This window comes from Acidobacteriota bacterium (assembly GCA_016700075.1).
GTDB lineage: Bacteria > Acidobacteriota > Blastocatellia > Pyrinomonadales > Pyrinomonadaceae > OLB17.
In genome coordinates, this window is record CP065000.1 from 2,018,702 (window position 1) to 2,037,800 (window position 19,099).

The 19,099-nt window shown below is 52.4% G+C and carries 18 protein-coding genes; 13 read left to right on the forward strand and 5 right to left on the reverse strand.

Annotated elements, in window-relative coordinates; all coding sequences use genetic code 11:
• Nucleotides 1–108: 108 nt before the first annotated feature.
• From IPM50_09060 to IPM50_09080, 5 genes are all read left to right on the forward strand, one after another.
• Nucleotides 109–870, forward strand: coding sequence for a ParA family protein (locus IPM50_09060; GenBank protein ID QQS31830.1), 762 nt, complete (start codon nt 109–111; stop codon nt 868–870).
• Nucleotides 863–1,726, forward strand: coding sequence for a ParB/RepB/Spo0J family partition protein (locus IPM50_09065; GenBank protein ID QQS31831.1), 864 nt, complete (start codon nt 863–865; stop codon nt 1,724–1,726). The genes IPM50_09060 and IPM50_09065 overlap by 8 nt, the downstream gene beginning before the upstream one ends.
• Nucleotides 1,726–2,127 carry a twin-arginine translocase subunit TatB gene (tatB, locus tag IPM50_09070; GenBank protein ID QQS31832.1) on the forward strand — a complete coding sequence of 134 codons (402 nt, stop codon included), beginning with the start codon at nt 1,726–1,728 and terminating at the stop codon, nt 2,125–2,127. The genes IPM50_09065 and tatB overlap by 1 nt, the downstream gene beginning before the upstream one ends.
• A 14-nt stretch (nt 2,128–2,141) precedes the next feature.
• On the forward strand, nt 2,142–3,185 hold the full coding sequence (tatC, locus tag IPM50_09075) for a twin-arginine translocase subunit TatC (protein QQS31833.1): 1,044 nt from the start codon (nt 2,142–2,144) through the stop codon (nt 3,183–3,185).
• Between the two features lie 186 nt (nt 3,186–3,371).
• Nucleotides 3,372–4,949 (forward strand): GWxTD domain-containing protein, encoded by a 1,578-nt coding sequence (locus tag IPM50_09080; protein QQS34493.1) that lies wholly within the window; start codon nt 3,372–3,374, stop codon nt 4,947–4,949.
• Nucleotides 4,950–4,996: 47 nt separating this feature from the next.
• Here the strand turns inward: IPM50_09080 and IPM50_09085 are convergent, their stop codons facing one another.
• The gene (locus IPM50_09085) at nt 4,997–5,938 is read right to left on the reverse strand and encodes a hypothetical protein (protein QQS31834.1); all 942 of its coding nucleotides are present in this window, start codon (nt 5,936–5,938) and stop codon (nt 4,997–4,999) included.
• 93 nt (nt 5,939–6,031) lie between these two features.
• On the opposite strand from IPM50_09085, the gene speD reads away from it, so the two are divergent.
• From speD to IPM50_09120, 7 genes are all read left to right on the forward strand, one after another.
• Complete coding sequence (gene speD / locus IPM50_09090) at nt 6,032–6,412, forward strand: adenosylmethionine decarboxylase (protein QQS31835.1); 381 nt, start codon at nt 6,032–6,034, stop codon at nt 6,410–6,412.
• On the forward strand, nt 6,409–8,346 hold the full coding sequence (locus IPM50_09095) for a DUF4178 domain-containing protein (protein ID QQS31836.1): 1,938 nt from the start codon (nt 6,409–6,411) through the stop codon (nt 8,344–8,346). The genes speD and IPM50_09095 overlap by 4 nt, the downstream gene beginning before the upstream one ends.
• A gap of 23 nt (nt 8,347–8,369) precedes the next feature.
• Nucleotides 8,370–8,519, forward strand: a complete 150-nt coding sequence (locus IPM50_09100) for a hypothetical protein (GenBank protein QQS31837.1) — start codon at nt 8,370–8,372, stop codon at nt 8,517–8,519.
• Entirely contained in the window at nt 8,520–8,774 is a 255-nt protein-coding gene (locus tag IPM50_09105; GenBank protein ID QQS31838.1) for a DUF350 domain-containing protein, read from the forward strand.
• 85 nt (nt 8,775–8,859) lie between these two features.
• The gene (locus IPM50_09110; GenBank protein ID QQS31839.1) at nt 8,860–10,386 is read left to right on the forward strand and encodes a polyamine aminopropyltransferase; all 1,527 of its coding nucleotides are present in this window, start codon (nt 8,860–8,862) and stop codon (nt 10,384–10,386) included.
• Nucleotides 10,387–11,976, forward strand: coding sequence for an FAD-dependent oxidoreductase (locus IPM50_09115; GenBank protein ID QQS31840.1), 1,590 nt, complete (start codon nt 10,387–10,389; stop codon nt 11,974–11,976). It begins immediately after the preceding gene.
• A gap of 32 nt (nt 11,977–12,008) precedes the next feature.
• Nucleotides 12,009–13,085: a hypothetical protein gene (locus tag IPM50_09120; GenBank protein QQS31841.1), complete on the forward strand. Its 1,077-nt coding sequence runs from the start codon at nt 12,009–12,011 to the stop codon at nt 13,083–13,085.
• 48 nt (nt 13,086–13,133) lie between these two features.
• Here the strand turns inward: IPM50_09120 and IPM50_09125 are convergent, their stop codons facing one another.
• On the reverse strand, nt 13,134–14,087 hold the full coding sequence (locus tag IPM50_09125) for a PDZ domain-containing protein (GenBank protein QQS31842.1): 954 nt from the start codon (nt 14,085–14,087) through the stop codon (nt 13,134–13,136).
• 107 nt (nt 14,088–14,194) lie between these two features.
• Complete coding sequence (locus IPM50_09130) at nt 14,195–15,394, reverse strand: aminotransferase class I/II-fold pyridoxal phosphate-dependent enzyme (GenBank protein QQS34494.1); 1,200 nt, start codon at nt 15,392–15,394, stop codon at nt 14,195–14,197.
• Between the two features lie 168 nt (nt 15,395–15,562).
• Here IPM50_09130 and IPM50_09135 point away from each other — a divergent pair, with 168 nt between their 5' ends.
• Nucleotides 15,563–16,555 carry an SLBB domain-containing protein gene (locus IPM50_09135; GenBank protein ID QQS31843.1) on the forward strand — a complete coding sequence of 331 codons (993 nt, stop codon included), beginning with the start codon at nt 15,563–15,565 and terminating at the stop codon, nt 16,553–16,555.
• Between the two features lies 1 nt (nt 16,556).
• Here the strand turns inward: IPM50_09135 and IPM50_09140 are convergent, their stop codons facing one another.
• Both IPM50_09140 and IPM50_09145 read right to left on the reverse strand, forming a co-directional pair.
• Nucleotides 16,557–18,407 (reverse strand): long-chain fatty acid--CoA ligase, encoded by a 1,851-nt coding sequence (locus IPM50_09140; GenBank protein ID QQS31844.1) that lies wholly within the window; start codon nt 18,405–18,407, stop codon nt 16,557–16,559.
• On the reverse strand, nt 18,404–19,042 hold the full coding sequence (locus IPM50_09145; GenBank protein QQS31845.1) for a TetR/AcrR family transcriptional regulator: 639 nt from the start codon (nt 19,040–19,042) through the stop codon (nt 18,404–18,406). Before IPM50_09145 ends, IPM50_09140 begins: the two co-directional genes overlap by 4 nt.
• Nucleotides 19,043–19,099 lie beyond the last annotated feature (57 nt).

Consider the following 19,099-nt stretch of genomic DNA (forward strand, 5'->3'; position numbering starts at 1 on the left):
AATGTGGCACGTGCCACATGGTCGATCACGCTGTCTTTATGTGGCACGTGCCACATTTTAATTCGCGCCTAGACGGGCTGTGTGCTAGATTAACAATAATTGCTGTAAATGGGCAGAGTTATCGCTGTTGCGAACCAAAAAGGCGGAGTAGGGAAAACGACGACGGCAGTCAATTTGGCCGCGGCATTGGCGCTTGAAGGGAAAAAGGTCTTGCTGATCGATGCCGATCCCCAGGCAAATGCGACCTCCGGGGCGGGCGTGCCCCGAAATGTCTCTCGAAAAAGCCTCTACGACGCCTTGATCGGCGGTGAACCTGTCAGGGAAATGGTCGTTTCTACCGACATACCTACACTTTGGGTGCTGCCGTCCGACAAGAATCTGGCGGGTGCCGAGGTCGAACTGGTCGAATCTGCAGAGCGTTCGGGTGCTCTGAAGAAGTTGATAGAGGACGTTCGCCCATTTTTTCATTATTTGATCATAGATTGCCCGCCGTCATTAGGATTGCTCACACTGAACGGCCTGACCGCTGCCGACACGCTTTTGGTTCCGATCCAATGCGAATATTACGCACTCGAAGGGGTCACAGAGTTATTTGATACGCTGGCGAGGCTAAGAAGAGAGCTGAATCCAAATTTAGCGATCGAGGGCCTTTTGCTGACGATGTATGACGAAAGAACTAATCTTTCGTCGGCTGTAGCCAAAGACCTAAGGGATTTTTACGGTTCCCGCGTACTAAAAACTGTGATCCCCAGAAATGTGAGGTTGGCGGAAGCCCCAAGTTTCGGTAAACCCATTGCGATCTACGACCCCAGATCGCGCGGGGCCGAAAGCTACAGACAATTGGCAAAGGAGATTCTTAAAAATGGCTAGACAACCTCTTGGCCGAGGGCTGAACGCCTTGCTGGGAGAGGCAAGTGCTCCGACGGCCGAAAACAAGACCACTGAGATCGATATTGACCTGATCGATCCCAATCCCGATCAACCAAGATCCCGATTTGCCGACGACACTCTGGAGGAACTCGCGCAGTCGATCAGGTCTAACGGCATAGTGCAGCCTATTGTTGTTCGACAGATCGGAACAAGGTACCAGATCGTTGCGGGAGAGAGGCGTTGGCGAGCAGCGCAAAAGGCTGAATTGCGTCGGGTGCCGGTTGCTGTAAGGGAGGTTTCAGACGAGAAATTGTTAGAGTTGGCCCTGATCGAGAATATTCAACGACAGGAATTGAACCCGATCGAGGAAGCGTCAGCATACCGCAAACTCATTGATAACATTGGACTTACGCAGGAAGCGGTCGCTGAACGGGTTGGGCGATCAAGGACATCTATCACCACAGCGATGCGTCTGCTCAAGCTTCCCGCGACGGTCCAAAAGGACCTTGAGAACGGAATGCTGTCAGCAGGCCACGGCAGGGCTTTGCTCCTGACTGACGACCCAATTATCCAAAGGTCCGTCGCCGATGAGATAATTGAGAAAGGCCTTTCGGTTCGCGAGGTAGAGAGGGCTATAAAGGCCGATCGAAACGTCCCTAGGCCTGGAACCAAAGGAAATGAAACCGCCGCAGATCCAAATATAAAGGCGGCCGAGGTTCGTTTGATGCGGGAACTTAAGACAAACGTAAAGATCCGGCCAAATGGTAAGGGTTCTGCGGGAAAGATCGAGATCGAATACTACAATCTCGACGACCTTGATCGTATCTATCGGCAGATCATCGCGGGGCAGAATTGATGTTCCTATTCATTTTCGAATCGCTCGGCACGTCTGAACTGATCCTGATAGGGATCGTTGCTCTGATCTTTCTGGGTCCGCGCAAATTGCCCCTGATGGCGCGAAAGATCGGAAAAATGATGGCAGAGTTTCGGTCAACGGCAGGTGAATTCAGAGAGACCTGGTCACGCGAAGTCAATTTCGAGGAAGAAGCTAAGTCCTTACAGCTCAGTGAGTTAGAGGCGGAAGAGCCAATTGCGAACACCTCGGATACCCGCTCTGCCAAACCAACCGTGAAGGAAGTCGACCCGGAAACATTTAAACAGCTCAGCAACCGAGCCGAGCTTTCTGAACAGATCGATCAGGAAGACACTGCAGTCGAAAAGGCCGCAACAGAAAATGAGAGAGCCGAGTGGCTTTAGATCACCGGCATAAGATGCCAGCAATCGAAAATACAGATCCAACGGCACAGATGTCGTTTCTGGAGCACCTGGACGAGCTGCGGCGGCGGCTGGTCAATTCTGTCATTATCGTCGTCCTCGCGTTCGTTGTGTGCTGGTTCGTTTCAGACCGAATATACGAGTTCCTGTCGGTTCCCATCCGCCAAGCGCTTTCCGAGGCTGAGAGACGAGAATTGCCGGTTGCCGGCCTGACCGGCGAAGAAAAGATACTATCCATCGGCGAACTCAAGATGGGCGACAAAGGCCGGTATGTTTTCGACCGCACTTTCCGGGTCGGAATGGGTGTTGTGCCTTCGGGAGCGACGGTTTCCGCAGAAGTAGCCGTTGACGCGGCCGGCGAACCGGGCCTTTTCACGACAGAGGAGTTAGTTACATCAAACGCGATAATTCCAAAAGGAATGAGGCTGCCGGTCGTTTTGGATGGGACGGGCGAAGCGGGAATGGAAGAGCGGATGGTGTTTACGACCGCCGTCGAGCCGTTCACGCTATATGTCACGGTATCGCTTTATGCCGCTCTGGCCCTTTCTGTACCGTTCCTCCTGTGGCAGATATGGGGCTTCATATCACCTGCCTTGTATCTGCACGAACGCAAATATGTGACCCCGTTCATCGGCCTTTCAACGATCTCTTTCGTTCTGGGCGTCGCCTTTGCATACTACATCGTATTTCCTCCTGCGGTCAGATACTTGCTGGCATTAGGCGAAAATTTCAAGCCGGTCTTGAGGGCAAGTGATTATCTGGACTTTATCACCATCATAATGTTGGCGATGGGCGTAATATTCCAAATGCCCGCAATTACCTACGTTCTGTCGCGCATCGGGCTGGTTTCCGCAGGCCTGATGATACGCAGTTGGAAGATCTCTCTGGTTGTTATCCTCATCGTCGCTGCTGTTGTTTCCCCCACGGGCGACGTACCAAACATGATGCTGTTTGCAATGCCAATGACCGCCCTCTATGTGGTGTCGATATTCATAGCGTGGGTCTTTGGCAGCAAACGTAAGACCGACGCCGAGGTCTAGTCTTCAAATATGCAACCTGCAGCAGCTTCAAAGCATCTTGTGTTATTGGATATTTACTTCTAAAATAAGGGATTCTGTTCGCTTTTGTTCATTTTCGTGAGTCTCGACAAAACCGGCGGAATTTGGAGTCTAAGTACAATGCGTTACGTCAAAGCAAGTTTGATCTCATTTTTTGTCCTGGTCGTAATGGCGGATACGGGGGCGGCACAGCGTCCTGAACCTCGGCCTACGGTCGATCCGTCTGAAAGGCCGCGCAATGTCCGCCCGGAGCTCAAGACAGCCTATAAGAAGTGGTTGGAAAACGACGTTGCCTACATCATCACCGATCAGGAGAAAAAGGCATTTCGCGCCCTCGCTACCGACGAAGAAAGAGAGAACTTCATTGAGAATTTTTGGCGTCGTCGTGATCCGAATCCTGACACCGAGGAAAATGAGTACAGGGAAGAATATTACGAACGAATCGCCTATGCCAACGAGCATTTCACCTCGGGAATTCCCGGCTGGAAAACCGATCGCGGCCGGATCTACATAACATTCGGTAAGCCCGACTCGATCGAATCAAGACCCGCGGGCGGCATGTACGAGCGTCCGAGCTACGAGGGCGGCGGCTCCACTTCTACTTATCCTTTCGAGGTTTGGTTCTATCGTCATCTTGACGGCGTTGGCGACGGACTCGAGATCGAGTTCGTTGATCCGACGGGAACGGGTGAATATCGTTTGGCCCGTGACGCACAGGAAAAGGACGCTCTGAAGTTCGTTCCGGGTGCAGGCCTGACTCTGAATGAACAGCTTGGGCTCAGCACGAAGGGTGATCGTATAACCGGCATCGGTTCGAAAGACGCACCGAACTATATGCGAGAGCAGGACTCGCCCTTCCGCCGGCTTGAGATCATGACTAACCTGATGCGTCCGCCGCAAGTCAAGTTCAGCGATCTGCAAGGTTTGGCAGGCGGCGATTCCGGTGTGCTAGATAATAATCCGCTCGATTTCGATCTGCGGGTCGATTTTTTCCGGCAGTCAGATGACCGAGTTATCACGGCGTTCACGGTTCAAACAAACAACAAGGATCTGACGTTCGAACAGGTCGGCGGCCTCGAGCAGGCGACGATGAACATCTTCGGGCGAGTGACCGCCGTTTCGGGCAAGAGGTCGGGCATTTTTGAGGATTCGGTTTCAACAACAGCCACCGCTGAGGAATTGCTGGACGCCCGCGACAAAAAGTCGGTCTATCAAAGGGCGATCGCTCTGACGCCGGGAACGTACAAGGTTGACGTCGTCGTCCGTGATGTGAAATCCGGCAACAGAGGGATCCGCAATCTGGGATTCACGGTCCCGAAATACGATGAAAAGAAACTGTCGACGTCTTCGCTGATACTTGCCACGCGTCTTAGAACAACCAACGAGAACGACATTGGCCAGATGTTCGTCATTGGCAATTCAAAGGTGATCCCTAACCTGTCAGGCAATTACCGCGTAGGCCAGGAGGTCGGCGTTTACCTACAGGTTTACAACGCCGGTATCGATCAGACGACGCTTCGCCCCGCCGTTGATGTCGACTACGTCCTTTTTAAGGATGGTAAGGAAGTATTTCGTCAGAAGGAAGATTGGGAGGGACTGAGCGATTCGGGGCAGCGGCTTACATTGGCAAAATTGCTTCCGACCACGCTGCTTCCGCTCGGCAACTACGAGATCCGTGTGCAGATACGAGACCTTGTTGGCGGTCAGATGGTTGAAAACAAAGGGAAGTTTTCGATACTTCCTTAAGCTTGATGTTTGTCTAATTTGCGAAGGCTGCCGAAAGGTAGCCTTTTCTATTTGCGGCGGACAATGATTATTGGCGAGTTCAACTTTTCACTGGTCGCGACTATTGCGGATGCGTCCGGTATGTAAGCAATGGCTTCACCTGCTTCACGCTTTCCTAGGTCAATAGGTCGAGGGGTCTGTTTCCAAATATCATCGAAGTCGTTGGACTCTCGCGGCAACGTCAGCTCATAGGCTCTCGCATAATCGCAAACAACGACGCGGCGAGCATCCGACGACATATCTCCGCCGGTCAAAAGGCCGTTTGGGATGGCCGGAACACTTAGGGTTCCGACTAGTTTCGCCGTCACAACCTCTTGATTTTCAGGCCAATTGAATTTGTAGATCGAGGACGGTTCCGTTAGGCGCTTTGTCAGGACGTAGATCTCGCCGGTCAGTTGATTGACCATAAGCGTCTCCGCATCTTGAACGCGGTCCGGAAAGCGGAGTTGCATAGAATCGGCCTTTGCGGTCGCGACCGCATTTCGTTTTCGGCGTCCCCTATCCTTCTCCGTAACTACCGGCTCTTCAACGCGATAGATCGTCACTTCTGCTCGGTCCTGCTTATTATTGCCCGTGTCGGAAATGTAGATAAAGCAGCGGCCGTCGCGGGTTCGAGCGATAGCCATGTCCTCCCAGTCGATATTGGTCGCGCCCTCAACATTCCATGTGCCCAGATTGTCGCCCTTCACATTGAATGCATAGATGAACGGACCGTCTCCCGAATCATTATGTGTCCAAAAGACGTCGTTCTGGCACTTTGAGGCAGCGACACCACTGCTTTCGCCTATATCCTGTGAGCGGATCGACCCGAAAACCTGAGGTCCGCGAAGGTCGTCACCCAGCGGTTCCGCTGCCGAGCCTGAATCGAAAGCGCACGCGGACGCGATCAGAAATGCGACAGCACATGAAATGACAACCAAAGAGTATTTCGGTATAGTGAAGTTCGACATAAAGTTCTCTCTATCTAAGCTATATTGCGTTTGATGACTCAAGCGTCAAAGATGAAACCTTAAAAAATTGTATCGTATTTAACTGCACTGAGTATGATCGTTGGAACTGAATGGCTCATTGAGGCGACGGGGTGTGACCCGGAACGGCTGCGAGATGAGCCGCTGCTCCGGCAGGTCCTATCATCAGTAATGAACGACCTCGGTCTTATCTCGGTCGGCGAAGTATGGCATAAGTTTCCGGGCGAGGGCGGCGTGACGGGTATGATCGCTCTTACCGAATCTCATCTGGCTTGCCACACCTATCCCGAACACGGCATCGCCACATTTAATCTTTACTGCTGCCGCTCCAGGCCCGAATGGAACTGGAGTCTTAAACTTGCCGAATTGCTTGGCGCCGATCAGGTTACGATCACTACGTTCGAAAGAGGAAGTGCGGCGGAAATGCAAATTCGGCCGGCCGGAGGTGAGCGATGAGCGTTCTGCAAACAAGCTGTCCGTCGTGTGCCGGTCCGATCGAGTTCGTCGCGGGTTCTACGATCGTTGTAATTTGTCCTTTCTGTAAAACGGCGGTCGCGAGGACCGACCGAGGCGTTGAAGACCTCGGAAAGATCGCGGAGGTCGTGGAATCGCGTTCACCGCTAAAGCTCGGCATAAAGGGAAACTATAAAGGCAATCGTTTTGAACTGACCGGACGAGCTCAGTTGAAACATGAACTAGGCGGGTCTTGGGACGAATGGTACGCGACCTTTTCGAACGGCTGGGTCGGCTGGCTCGCCGAAGCACAAGGCCGCTTTTACATGACCTTTTTCCAGCCCTTAGCTGATGGCGTAACATTACCTGTTTTCAGTAACTTACAACTCGGCCAGGTCGTTTCTGAGATACCGTCGCGTGTGCCGCTGATGGTTCAGGAAAAAGGCCGGGCTACGTATTCTGCTGCGGAGGGCGAGATACCATACAAGCTGGTTCCGGGCGAACAGTTCGAGTACGCCGACCTCGCGGGCAAAGAAAATGCATTCGCAACAATAGATTACAGTATCGATCCGCCGTGGGTATTTCTCGGCGATCAGGTCACGCTGCAGGATATCGGGCTTGGCGATGCACGGCCTATCGATCGCGACCCCAAAAGTGTCGCATCCGCATCGCTCCAATGTCCGAATTGTGCCGGCCCGTTGGAGCTTATCGTTCCCGACCAGTCTGAGCGCGTCGCCTGTCCATACTGTGAGGCTCTTCTTGATGTAGATAACGGGAACCTCAAATACCTTAAGACACTTAAGCCGCCGGCAAATGCTCCTGAGTTTGTTGCACCGATCGGCGCAGAAGGAACATTCGCAGACGGGTCTAAGTTCAAGATCATCGGTGCGATGGTCCGCAGCGTGACGATAGACGGAGTAACTTACTATTGGCACGAATATCTGCTCTACAACCCAATGATCGGTTTCCGTTGGCTTGTTCATTCGGATAACCATTGGAATTTTGTCGAACCGATCAACACTGCGGATGTTGAGCAGATCGGTGGTATAACCTACGGCTCGACAGCGAAGTATAACGGCACGACCTTCAAGATCTTTCAGGATGCAATGGCAAAGGTCGAATTCGTGAAAGGCGAATTCTATTGGCGCGTTGAACAGGGGGAGACAGTTCGTGCGGTTGACTATGTCGCGGCACCCCTTATGCTGTCGCAGGAGGTCTCACCGGGCGAAATAAATTGGTCCGTCGGTGTTTATATGACCAATGAAGAGGTTGAAGAGGCCTTTGGAATATCCGGCCTTCCTCGTCCTTGGGGTGTTGCTCCCAACCAGCCGTTCACAGGCCAGTTCTATTACACGTGGGGAGCTTTGCCGCTACTGCTTTTGTTCTTGATCGCGATATTTATGATCCCGTTCACAGGGATCTCCAGCACGGTCTTGAACCAGCAGCTTATGCTTCCGCCGATGGCAAACGCGACCACCGCTCAGATCGTATTCAGTCAGCCTTTCGATATCAAAGCGAACCGTAACCTACGCATCACTGCTTCTGCACCGGTAAATAACTCGTGGGCGGATCTGGACGTTGACCTTATAAATGAGCAAAGCCAAGAAGTGGAATCGTTAGGAATACCTATCGAATTTTATTCGGGCGTCGACGGCGGTGAGAGTTGGTCCGAAGGCGGACAATTTCAAAACATGACAATATCGTCGCTGCCCGCCGGCAAATATACACTGCGGGTCGAGGGAACCTGGCAGAATTGGCAGGCACAGATGCCCGTTCAAATAAAGGTTGATCAAGGTGTGAACCGAGGCGTGAATTTCGTCTGTGCGCTCTTGGTTTTGTTGATCGTTCCCGGGATCGGGCTGATCAGAAAGATGACCTTTGAGTCGAAACGCTGGGCTGACAGCATGTTCTCGTATTCGGGCGACGATGACGAATGATGACGCCCATTTAGGTAAACCGTATGTTCAAGAAACTGTATATGATCTTTGGATTCGTGGTCTTACTTCTCTATGCATCGGCAGCGTGGTTCGGTTGGGAACTGGCGAATGCAGGCAGCAAGTCGCGATTGGGTATTCCATTCTTTTATTCCGGTTTTCGTGGAGGTAAGTAAATGTTGAGCAATTTTCTAACGCCCGCATTGTTGGGCTTGGTCGTTCGATTTGATGCGCTAGGTGAAATACTGGTGACCACCTTGATCTTTGTCGTCATCGGCCTGCTGTTTTTCACGCTCGCTTATTTTATCCTGAGCCGAATTTTTGACATCCATCACGAGATCGAAGAGGATCACAACACTGCACTCGCGGTCATCATCGGAGCGATCATGATCGGCATTTCGATCATCATTGCGGCCGCGATCCACGGATAGAGCTATCCTGCGATACAGCGACGCGGTGGCACGGTGACGTTTTCGCCGTGTCCCCGCGTCTCTTATTCTGTACGCCGGGCTTTCTATGAAGAACGTTCCACTTCTTTTCATCAATGTCGTGATCATTGCCACATGCGGGCTGATCTATGAGCTGCTTGCAGCGACGGTCTCCTCGTATGTTCTCGGCGATTCGGTAACTCAATTTTCCACAATAATCGGTGTATATCTTTTTGCGATGGGCGTCGGCTCTTGGCTGTCGCGATTCATTGAGAAGAATATTGCAGAGAAGTTCATCGACATAGAGCTTGCGGTTGCCATCATCGGCGGAGTTTCGGCACCGGTGCTGTTTCTGACGTTCGCCTATGTTTCATATTTCGGCCTGATCCTCTATTCGCTGGTATTTATAATCGGAACTCTGGTCGGCCTTGAGATACCGCTGCTGATGCGGATATTGAAGGATCACCTGGATTTCAAAGATCTCGTTTCGCGTGTCCTGGCGTTGGATTATGTTGGGGCTTTGCTTGCCGCGTTGATGTTCCCGCTTTTTCTGGTACCCAAGCTTGGCCTGAACCGCACATCACTCCTTTTCGGTATGCTGAATGCCGCGGTGGGCATATGGGCGACCTGGCTGTTGGAACCGCTGATCTCCCGCAAGCGGTTGACGATATTACGTGTAAAAGGATTCGTCGTCATAGCGATACTTGCGATAGCTATGATAAAGGCCGAGAGCCTGACCACGCTGGCCGAGGACGGACTGTTTCCGGATCAGATCGTTTATGCCAAGAGCTCGCCATATCAGCGAATTGTGGTGACGCGTGGAAAGCTGGGACATTCGCTTTTCCTGAATGGAAACCTGCAGTTCAATTCGTTTGATGAATACCGCTACCACGAGGCGTTGGTTCATCCGGCATTTGCCGCCTACAAAGGCGATGCGAAGCGCATCTTGGTGCTCGGCGGCGGTGATGGACTCGCTGTTCGTGAAATATTGAAATACGACTCGGTCGAGAGCGTCACGCTTGTTGACCTCGATCCGTTGATGACCGAACTTTCAAACGCAATTCCTGCACTAGCCGAATTGAACAAGAACGCATTCGCCGACAAGCGCGTAACGGTAATAAACGCTGATGCATTTGTTTGGCTGGACAACAGCGAACTCGAACGGTTCGATATCGCGATCGTCGATTTTCCCGACCCGAACAACTTTGCTCTCGGCAAGCTCTATACGACACGTTTCTACAACTTACTCAAAACAAAGTTGACGCCCGATGCGGCGGTCGTCATCCAGTGCACATCGCCGCTCTATGCACGCAATTCCTATTGGTCGATCATTAAGACGCTTGAAGCGACCGGCTTTATTGTGAAGCCTTTTCAGACGACCGTGCCGAGCTTCGGTGTTTGGGGCTATGCACTTGCGAAGCTCGAAACCTTTGAAACTCCGGCAAAACCCCGCGAGGGGATCGAACTAAAATACCTCAACGACGTTTCCTTCGCATCACTTTTCAATTTCCCGTCAGACATGACGCTGCCTTCCGACGATATCGAGATAAACCGGCTCGATAATCAGGCATTGGTTCGATATTACGAAAGCGAGTGGAGACGCTTTGAGCAGTAAATGCATCTGAGCCGAAGAGAGTTGCTGACGATGTTCCTCGGTGCGCCGATAGCGTTGGCGGCGTGTCGGGAATCAGGCGTTCGCAAGTTTCCGGAGGGCGAGATAGTCGGTGCGAACTGGGAGCTCGGGCATATATTGCGCGAAGGGCGGAGTTTCAACGTTCCTTCGGATAGGTGGCAAAACGTCGGCGTTGCGATAGTCGGCGGCGGCATCGCGGGTTTGGCGGCGGCGTGGAAACTGAAGCGGAGCGGCAACAGCGACTTTGCGGTTTTCGAGCTTGAAAAAGAAACAGGCGGGACATCGCGTTCAGGCGAAGCGTCGCCGGTCGGCTATCCGTGGGGAGCGCATTATCTTCCTGTTCCGTTTCGGGAAAATGCGGACCTGGTCGAGCTGTTGGATGAAATGTCGCTTTCCGATGGCAAGACAGATGCAGGCGATCTGATCATCAAAGAACAATTTCTCTGCCGCGAGCCGGAGGAACGAGTTTTTTACAAAGGCCGCTGGTATGCCGGATTGTACCTGCATGTTGGCGAGAGCGAGGAAGACAAACGCGATTTTGCCGCATTCGAAGAGCATATAAACCATTGGGTCAATTGGCGGGACGGCCGCGGCCGGCGAGCGTTCGTCGTGCCGTCGGCGTTGGGTTCCGACGATGCCGAGGTTACGTCGCTGGACAAGATCTCGTTCGGTGATTGGTTACGGCAAAATGGCTTTACGTCCGAGCGGCTGTTTTGGTATTGCGATTACGCCTGCCGCGACGATTACGGATTAAAGCTGGAACAAACGTCGGCGTGGGCAGGGCTGTTCTATTTTTGTTCGCGTGTGCGCAACCGCGGTGACGAATCGCAGCCTTTCATCACCTTTCCCGAGGGCAATGGCCGATTCGTTCGGCACATGGCGGACAAAGTTCGCGATCACATCAGACCATCGCATGCGGTCGTTTCGATCGTACCGACCGATGCAGGTGCTGATGTAATTTGTCTGGCAGACGGCGAGCTTCGGGGCTTTCGCTGCAGGAAAGTTATCTATGCATCTCCCGTATTTACGGCTCCGTTCGTGATTCGCGGTTTTGCGGAAAGGCCGCCGTTCAACCCGCGAGCATTTCACAGCAACTCGTGGTTCGTCGCAAATCTGCATTTAAAGGATCGACCCATACCTAGATTTGCTCGTGATTTTCCGCTCGCGTGGGACAACGTAATTTACGAAAGCCCTAGTTTGGGATACGTAAACGCAACGCACCAAAAAGGCATCGATCACGGCGCGGCCGTTTGGACGTATTACTATCCTATGTGCCATGAGCCCGACGGCCGGACGAAGCTGCTGAATTACGATTGGCGTGAGCTTGCCGACGTTTGTCTGACGGACATTTCCCGAGCTCATCCTGAGATCTACGATCTCACCGAACGCATCGATATTATGCGTTGGGGTCACGCGATGATCTCGCCCACGCCCGGTTTCATTTGGGGCGAAGATCGCCGCAAAGCTCTCGAACCGTATCGAAACATACACTTCGCCCACACGGATCTCAGCGGCATCGCGTTGTTCGAAGAGGCGTTTTATCATGGGTTGCGTGCGGCGGACGCCATTTGACCGTGGAGATGCTGAGACACAGAGAGATTCCAATGCAGGCGGCAAACAACATATCCGCAGCCATCGAGACCGCAGGTTCAAATACCTGGCTATTCTCCCGCAACATCGATCTGTCGGTCTTTCTCGGCAGTGCGGTCGTATCGCTCCTGCTGCTTGCGGTCGGTTGGCGGTTGGGCATTTTGGACGAGGCGTCGCCGGAGTGGACCTGGGTGACGGCGGTTTTGCTGATCGACGTCGCACACGTTTGGTCAACGAGCTTTCGCGTTTATTTTGACGTTGAGGAATACAAACGACGATTCTGGTTATACACACTTGTTCCGATCTTTGGGTATGCGGTCGGTGTCGCTTTGTATTCCGAGGGCGAGCTTGTTTTTTGGAAAGCGCTGGCGATCGTGGCCGTATTTCATTTTGTCCGGCAGCAATACGGCTGGGTCGCTCTCTATCGTCGAAAAGCCGGCGAGACCGAGCGTTGGACATGGGCGATCGACACCGTTGCCGTCTATCTTGCGACGGTTTATCCGCTGGCGTTTTGGATGACTTCGCTGCCGAGGAATTTCAATTGGTTCCTCGAGAACGACTTCTTTGCCTTACCCGCCGTCGTTGAGGACTTTTTGTTTCCCATATACGTAATTGCGTTGACGGCGTATTTTGGTAAATCGATCTATTTGTATTTTACTGAAGGCTTTCTGAACATCGGCAAAGATATCGTCGTTGCCACGACGGCTATTTGTTGGTACGTCGGCATCGTGTTTTTCAATTCTGACTACGCATTCACCGTAACTAACGTCATCATCCACGGCGTTCCGTATTTTGCGCTGATCTATATGTATGCAAGGATGCGACGGGAAACGGCGGGCCCGATCTATCGCGGTCTGTCGAGCAACTGGGTCCTTTTCCTTGCGACGCTGTGGGCGATCGCCTATGTGGAAGAATTATTCTGGAGCCGCGGCGTCTGGCATGAGCGGACATGGCTTTTCGGTGAGAATTGGGATTGGGCAGCGTGGAAAATGTGGCTGGTTCCGCTGCTCGCAGTACCGCAGTTGACGCATTACATCCTCGACGGTTTCATCTGGAGAAAACGCGGAAATGCCGGGCTGAAGTTCATATAAAAAAGGCGGCTCCGGAAAGCCGCCTCAAGCTACGGTTGAAACGAAAAACTACAACATATTTCTATTGCCGAAAACCGTCATGCCCGGCCGTGAAGTACGTGCCGGACCATCGACCGACCTTTCGGTACGGAAAAAGAAACTGCCGTCCTTCATCGGCTCAGGCGTTACCGTCACGGTCTGGCGAGTGCGATCGCGGACGAAAGTTAAGATAACATCGCCCTCTTTCTTTTCATTTACCGAACGCATCAGATCGAGATTGTTCTTGACCTGTTTACCGTCAACCTCGACGATGATGTCTCCTGCTTTCAGCCCCGCTTTAGCCGCGGCAGAATTTTCGCCGACGCTGTTGATCAGAACACCGCCGTCAACGCCATACCGCTCGCCGAGCTGTTTTGTGACCGGATATACATTGACGCCGATCTGGCGTCCGGTGCCGGGGCGAAGAGTGAAAACGTCAGCTTCGCCTTCCGGAAATGTGAACACATTTCCGCCGCCGTCATTCTTGAAAAGCTCCCGCAGACGTTCCAACTGCGGCATTTCCGGCAGATCCGGCAAGGGCATTGTGAAACGGCCCTCCTCAAATTGCGGCATTGGGCGTTTGCCGATCGTCGCGGTAATTTCCTGTTCGCTGCCACCGCGAATTATGGTGACCCGCGCCTGTTGGTCGGGTGCAATTTCGGAAATTACACGCGTCAATTTGCGTGTGCTCGTTATTGCCTCACCGTTGATGCGAACTATAACGTCTCCTGAACGTATGCCTGCAGCAGCTGCGGGCGAGCCGTCCATCACCTTTTCGACCGCAACGCCTCGGACGTCATTTAGCCCGTACTTCGACGTGTTGTCACGGGTTATTTCTACGGTTTGCACACCGAGGTAGCCGCCGTTGCCGTCGATCGTGAAAGCGAAAGTGCGTGTCACCTTGTCCTGTTCGGCGCTTTGTGCAGCAGCACCGATCGCGGATACGGACAAAAGCAGACCAAAAGTCAGTATTTTTCTGAACATTATTGCCTCCTATCAAATTAAATTTGCGGGAGATCGGCCTATAAGATCAGCCACTTATACGAAATTGCAGTATTTTTGTTGCGTCAAAGCGGCAGAATGGTTGCTTTTCAGCCTGCGGTCAATTTTGCAAGCCTTTCGATGGCAGCTTCGAGCGTTTCGTCCTTTTTGCAGAAACAGAATCGGACGATCTGTGAGCCCATGACCGGATCTCGATAGAACGACGAGCCCGGAACCACCGCAACGCCGATGTTTTGGATCAGGTGCTTTGTGAATTCGATGTCGTTGGCGAATCCGAACTTTGATATATCAGCCATTACATAGTAAGCGCCTTCCGGTGTATCGCACTTGAACCCCGCATTTCGTAGGGCCGGAACGAGAAGGTCCCGCTTTCGCTGATATTCATGCTGCAGCTCACTGTAATAAGCCGGCGGCAAGCCCATCGCATAGGCACCGGCATGCTGAAGTGCATTTGCCGCACCGACGGTCAGGAAATCGTGGACCTTGCGTATCGCCGACGTGATATCCGGCGGTGCGATACAATATCCGACACGCCAGCCGGTGACGGAATATGTTTTTGAAAGCGAATTCACGACGACCGTCCGCTCGCGCATGCCGGGCAGATTGGCCATACAGATGTGCGACGCGGGGTCGTTCTCATCGACGCCGTAGATTATGTGTTCGTAGATCTCGTCGGTAAAACACAGTGCATCAAACTCTTTGCATAGATCGGCGATAAACTCCATCTCATCCCGTGTAAAGACCTTGCCGGTCGGATTATTAGGATTGCAGATGATTATCGCTTTGGTTCGCTCATTGAAGGCGGCCCTCAGCTGCTCGCGGTCGAAAACAAATCCATTCTCCGTCCTGTATAGCGGAACATGACGAGGTGTGGCATCCGACAAGATCGCATCGGGGGCGTAGTTCTCGTAAAAAGGTTCGAAAACGACCACCTCGTCCAGGGGATCGACTGTGGCAAGCATAGCGGCGATCATTCCTTCTGTCGAACCGCACGTCACCGTGATCTCTGACTCAGGGTCGATATCGAGCCCGAGATACCACATTGTCTTGCGGGCGATCGCATCCCGAAATTCTTTGACACCCCAAGTGACCGCATATTGATTGTGGTCAGCAGCGATCGCCTCGATCGCCTTTTGCTTGATGTCTTCCGGTGTGGCCCAATCGGGAAAGCCCTGGCCAAGGTTCACGGCCCTGTGTTTTACTGCCTCACGGCTCATTTCGCGAATTACGGATTCGGTAAAACTCCCAGCTTTGCGCGAGATCCTGTTTTTCGACGATCCGGGATGCATCATAATTTCAAATTATCTGCCTTTTATTGCGTCAGTTCAATAGGCAGCCGCCATTGCGATCGAATCATCCTAGATGCAAGCAAAGTGTGCGCATGAAAAACAGCTTGTTTGGCGGTGTGGCGTGCGATAGACTCTAGTTTTGCGATAACAGCAAGGGAAGTACTACCAATGAAGCAGAGCATTTTTACGATTTTATTGATCATTCTTGCGGTATCAGCCGCCGCAGCACAGGAGCCGCCGGTGAATATGTCGCTGGCAAAAGGCTATCTATTGGGCCCCGGCGATGAGGTCACCGTAAAGGTGCTGGGCGAGCCGCAGTTTGATTTCGTGGCAACGATCGATGAGAACGGTGCTATTGAAGTGCCGTTCTTTGAGCAGCCGATCATTGCGAAATGCAAGACCGAGCGTGAACTGAGAACTGAGGTCGCTACGCTTTTAGGTAAGTATCTTCGCAGCCCGCAAATGAGTTTGAGGATCACAGACCGAAAGAGCCGTCCGCCTGCAACAATTTACGGTGAGGTGCGGACTCCGCAACAGGTTGTCATGATGCGGCGAGCGACGCTGGTCGAATTACTGGCGTTTTCGGGCGGTGTCACAGAGGACGCAGGAGGCGTCATTCAGATATTTCGAACGCAGCCGCCGATGTGTTCAGAGGCTGGTTCCGATAATTATTGGGCCTCCACCTCCGGCGATCCGCTGGATGTGCCATCGCGAACCTACAGCCTCAGCAGCGTTCAAATGGGACGCGAAGACGCTAATCCTGAGGTAGTTCCCGGCGACGTTATCGTCGTTCACAAGGCATCGCCCGTTTATCTGACGGGTGAGGTAGCTCAGCCGCAGGGCATTTATCTGAAAGAACGCGGCATGACATTGACCGAGGCGATCGCCAAGGTCGGCGGCGTACGCCGCGAAGCAAAAACGAAAGAGATCAAGATCTATCGGCAGAAACCGAATTCCAAGGACCGCGAGATAATTGCCGCTAATTACGATCTGATAAAACGCGGTGAACAGAAAGATGTGGTTTTGGAGCCTTACGATATAGTTGAGGTGGACAAGGCAAAAGACAGCATCGCCCAGACCATCTTGAAGGTCGCGGTTGGGGCCGGACGAAGTGTGGTTTCGAGCGTTTCCGGCGGCGTAGGCTACCGCATCCTATATTGATCTAGCTGTAAAGACTTTCTATAACGTCGCGGTATCGTTCGTCGATAACGCGGCGTTTTACTTTTAGAGTAGGTGTAAGCTCGCCGTTCTCGACGGAAAGCTCCTTTTCAAGCAGAGCAAATTTCTTTACTTTTTCAAACTGACCCAGACCGTCTAGGATCGATGCAATTTGCCGATCTATCAGATCCAAAATTCGCGGATGCGTACAAAACTCGGATTCCGTAGAAATGTCCAGCCCTTTCAACTCGGCGTAGGAACGCAGCATTTCAAAATTAGGCACGATCAAAGCTGCGGGAAATTTTCGCTCGTTACCGATGAGAACCGCCTGGCTGATGAAGCGTGAACCGCGAAGCATTTGCTCGATCGGCGAAGGAGCGATGTATTTCCCGCCCGATGTCTTGAAAAGCTCCTTTTTTCGGTCTGTGATCTTTAGAAAACCATCATCATCGAGTTCTCCGATATCGCCGGTCCTGAACCAGCCGTCGTCGGTAAAAACCTCGGCAGTCGCTTCGGGCTTGTTGTAGTAACCTTTCATCACGCCGGGCCCGCGTACCTCTATTTCACCATCCTCTGCTATTCGCACATCAACGTGACGGATAGGTTTGCCCACGGTTCCGACCCTTATTGCTGAGGGATTATTTGACGAGATCACAGGCGAGGTCTCGGTCAAACCGTAGCCCTGCATGATAGGAATACCCGCGCCCGTAAAGATCAGAAATATCTCGTCCGGCAATGCCGCACCGCCGGTGATGCAGCAGCGAAGCCTACCGCCAAAGAAATCACGCAGCTTTGAGAACACCATCAGGTCCGCGACATTGTGTTTTGCCGTTAGAGCCAGCGAGACCGGCTCACCTTTTTCCAGGAGCATCGCGTACTCTTTTGCAACGGACATCGCCCATTCAAAGATGGTCTCGTTTAGTCGCCCAGCTTGCGACGCCTTCATCTGCGCACGTTCGAACACCTTTTCAAAGATGCGCGGAACACCGACAAAGATCGTGGGCCGCACTTCCTGAAGATTGCCCGGCACTTTATCGATCGATTCGGCGTAATGAACCCGCATGCCGTTGCGCAGATAAATGTACATGCCCGTGCGTTCGAAAACATGCGACAGCGGCAGGACCGACAGCGAGACATCGTCCGGTGAGAATTCATACTTCTCGCTCGCATCGAGGACGTTTGAAACGAGATTGGATTGCGTCAGGATCACGCCCTTCGGTTCGCCGGTCGTTCCGCTGGTGTAGATCAAGGTTGCAACATCATCGGGGCTGACGGCACGGTAGAGAGTCTCGAAAAGACCCGGATCACTTGCGCGTTTTTTTCCACCCATCTCACCAAACTCAGAGAAGGACATCGTCCTATTATCGGCAATATCCTCGTCTGAGAAGATCACGCATTTCTCGACCGTCGGACAATCTCCTAGTACCGGTTCGATGCGGCTAAAAGTCTCGGCATTTTCCAGAAACAATATCCTCGAACCGGAATCATTGATGATGTACTTAACGGAATCAAGCCCGAGTGTCGTATAGATCGGCACATCGACAACACCGGCAAGCTGGCAGCCTGCATCGGAGATGGTCCATTGCGGACAATTTGCCGAGAGTATCGCCACGCGATCGCCTTTGCCAATGCCGCTTTCAATCAGCCCTGCCGCCAGATCAGCTGACTTTTCGATGAAATCGCTTGCGGATATCGGCTTCCACGCGTCGCCGTCCTTGTAATTGAGGGCGTCCGGCAATGCGAATTCGATGGCGGACCTTAGAAAAAGCTCAGGCAAAGTTGTCGGCTCAGATGCCAGCAACCTTGGCCCGAATTCGCCTAAACCGGCGATGATGTCTGTGGACGTATCGTTCATTTTATAGCAGTACCATGAATAAAAACCTTTAGAACTTCGTCGGCCATTGGCCTGAGCGGATAATTCTTTGGCGAAAGTATCCAATTCGTCACCATCTCGTCCAAAGCCCCATAAAAGATCTTTGCCGCGACCACCGGTTTGATATCGGTACGAAATACGCCGTCGCGTTGGCCCTCTTCAAATGTCTTTCGAATGATCTCAAGGTAGTCGCGAAATCCCGAGGCAGAAAATACCTGCATAAACTTCGTGCTTCCGCGAAGCTCGACCTGAAAAACAACAGCCAGATCACGGTCCTCGCTTAGTTTTTCCAGATGAAGTTCAGCGATCCGTCGAAGCTTTTCCGTGGGGTCGGAAAGTTTTGCCAATTCTTTGCGGCCCTCGCCGATGAATTCGTCCATTGCCCGGTCAAAAATCGACCTCAGGATCTCGTCCTTACTCTTGAAGTAAAGATAGACCGTTCCATCGGCAATGCCCGCCTGTTTTGCAATATCAGAGACCTTTGAGTTAAAGAATCCCTTTTCGGCAAAGACGGCTATAGCCGCGCGGTGGATCGCTTCGCGTTTTCCGGTCGCGCCAGGCCTTACACCGATCATATTTTTGGGCTTTTGATTCATCGAAAACGAATGATCGGACATTCCTTTGTTCCATGTGTTCCATGGAATTCCGTCAGCATTCGGCTATGAATGAATGTT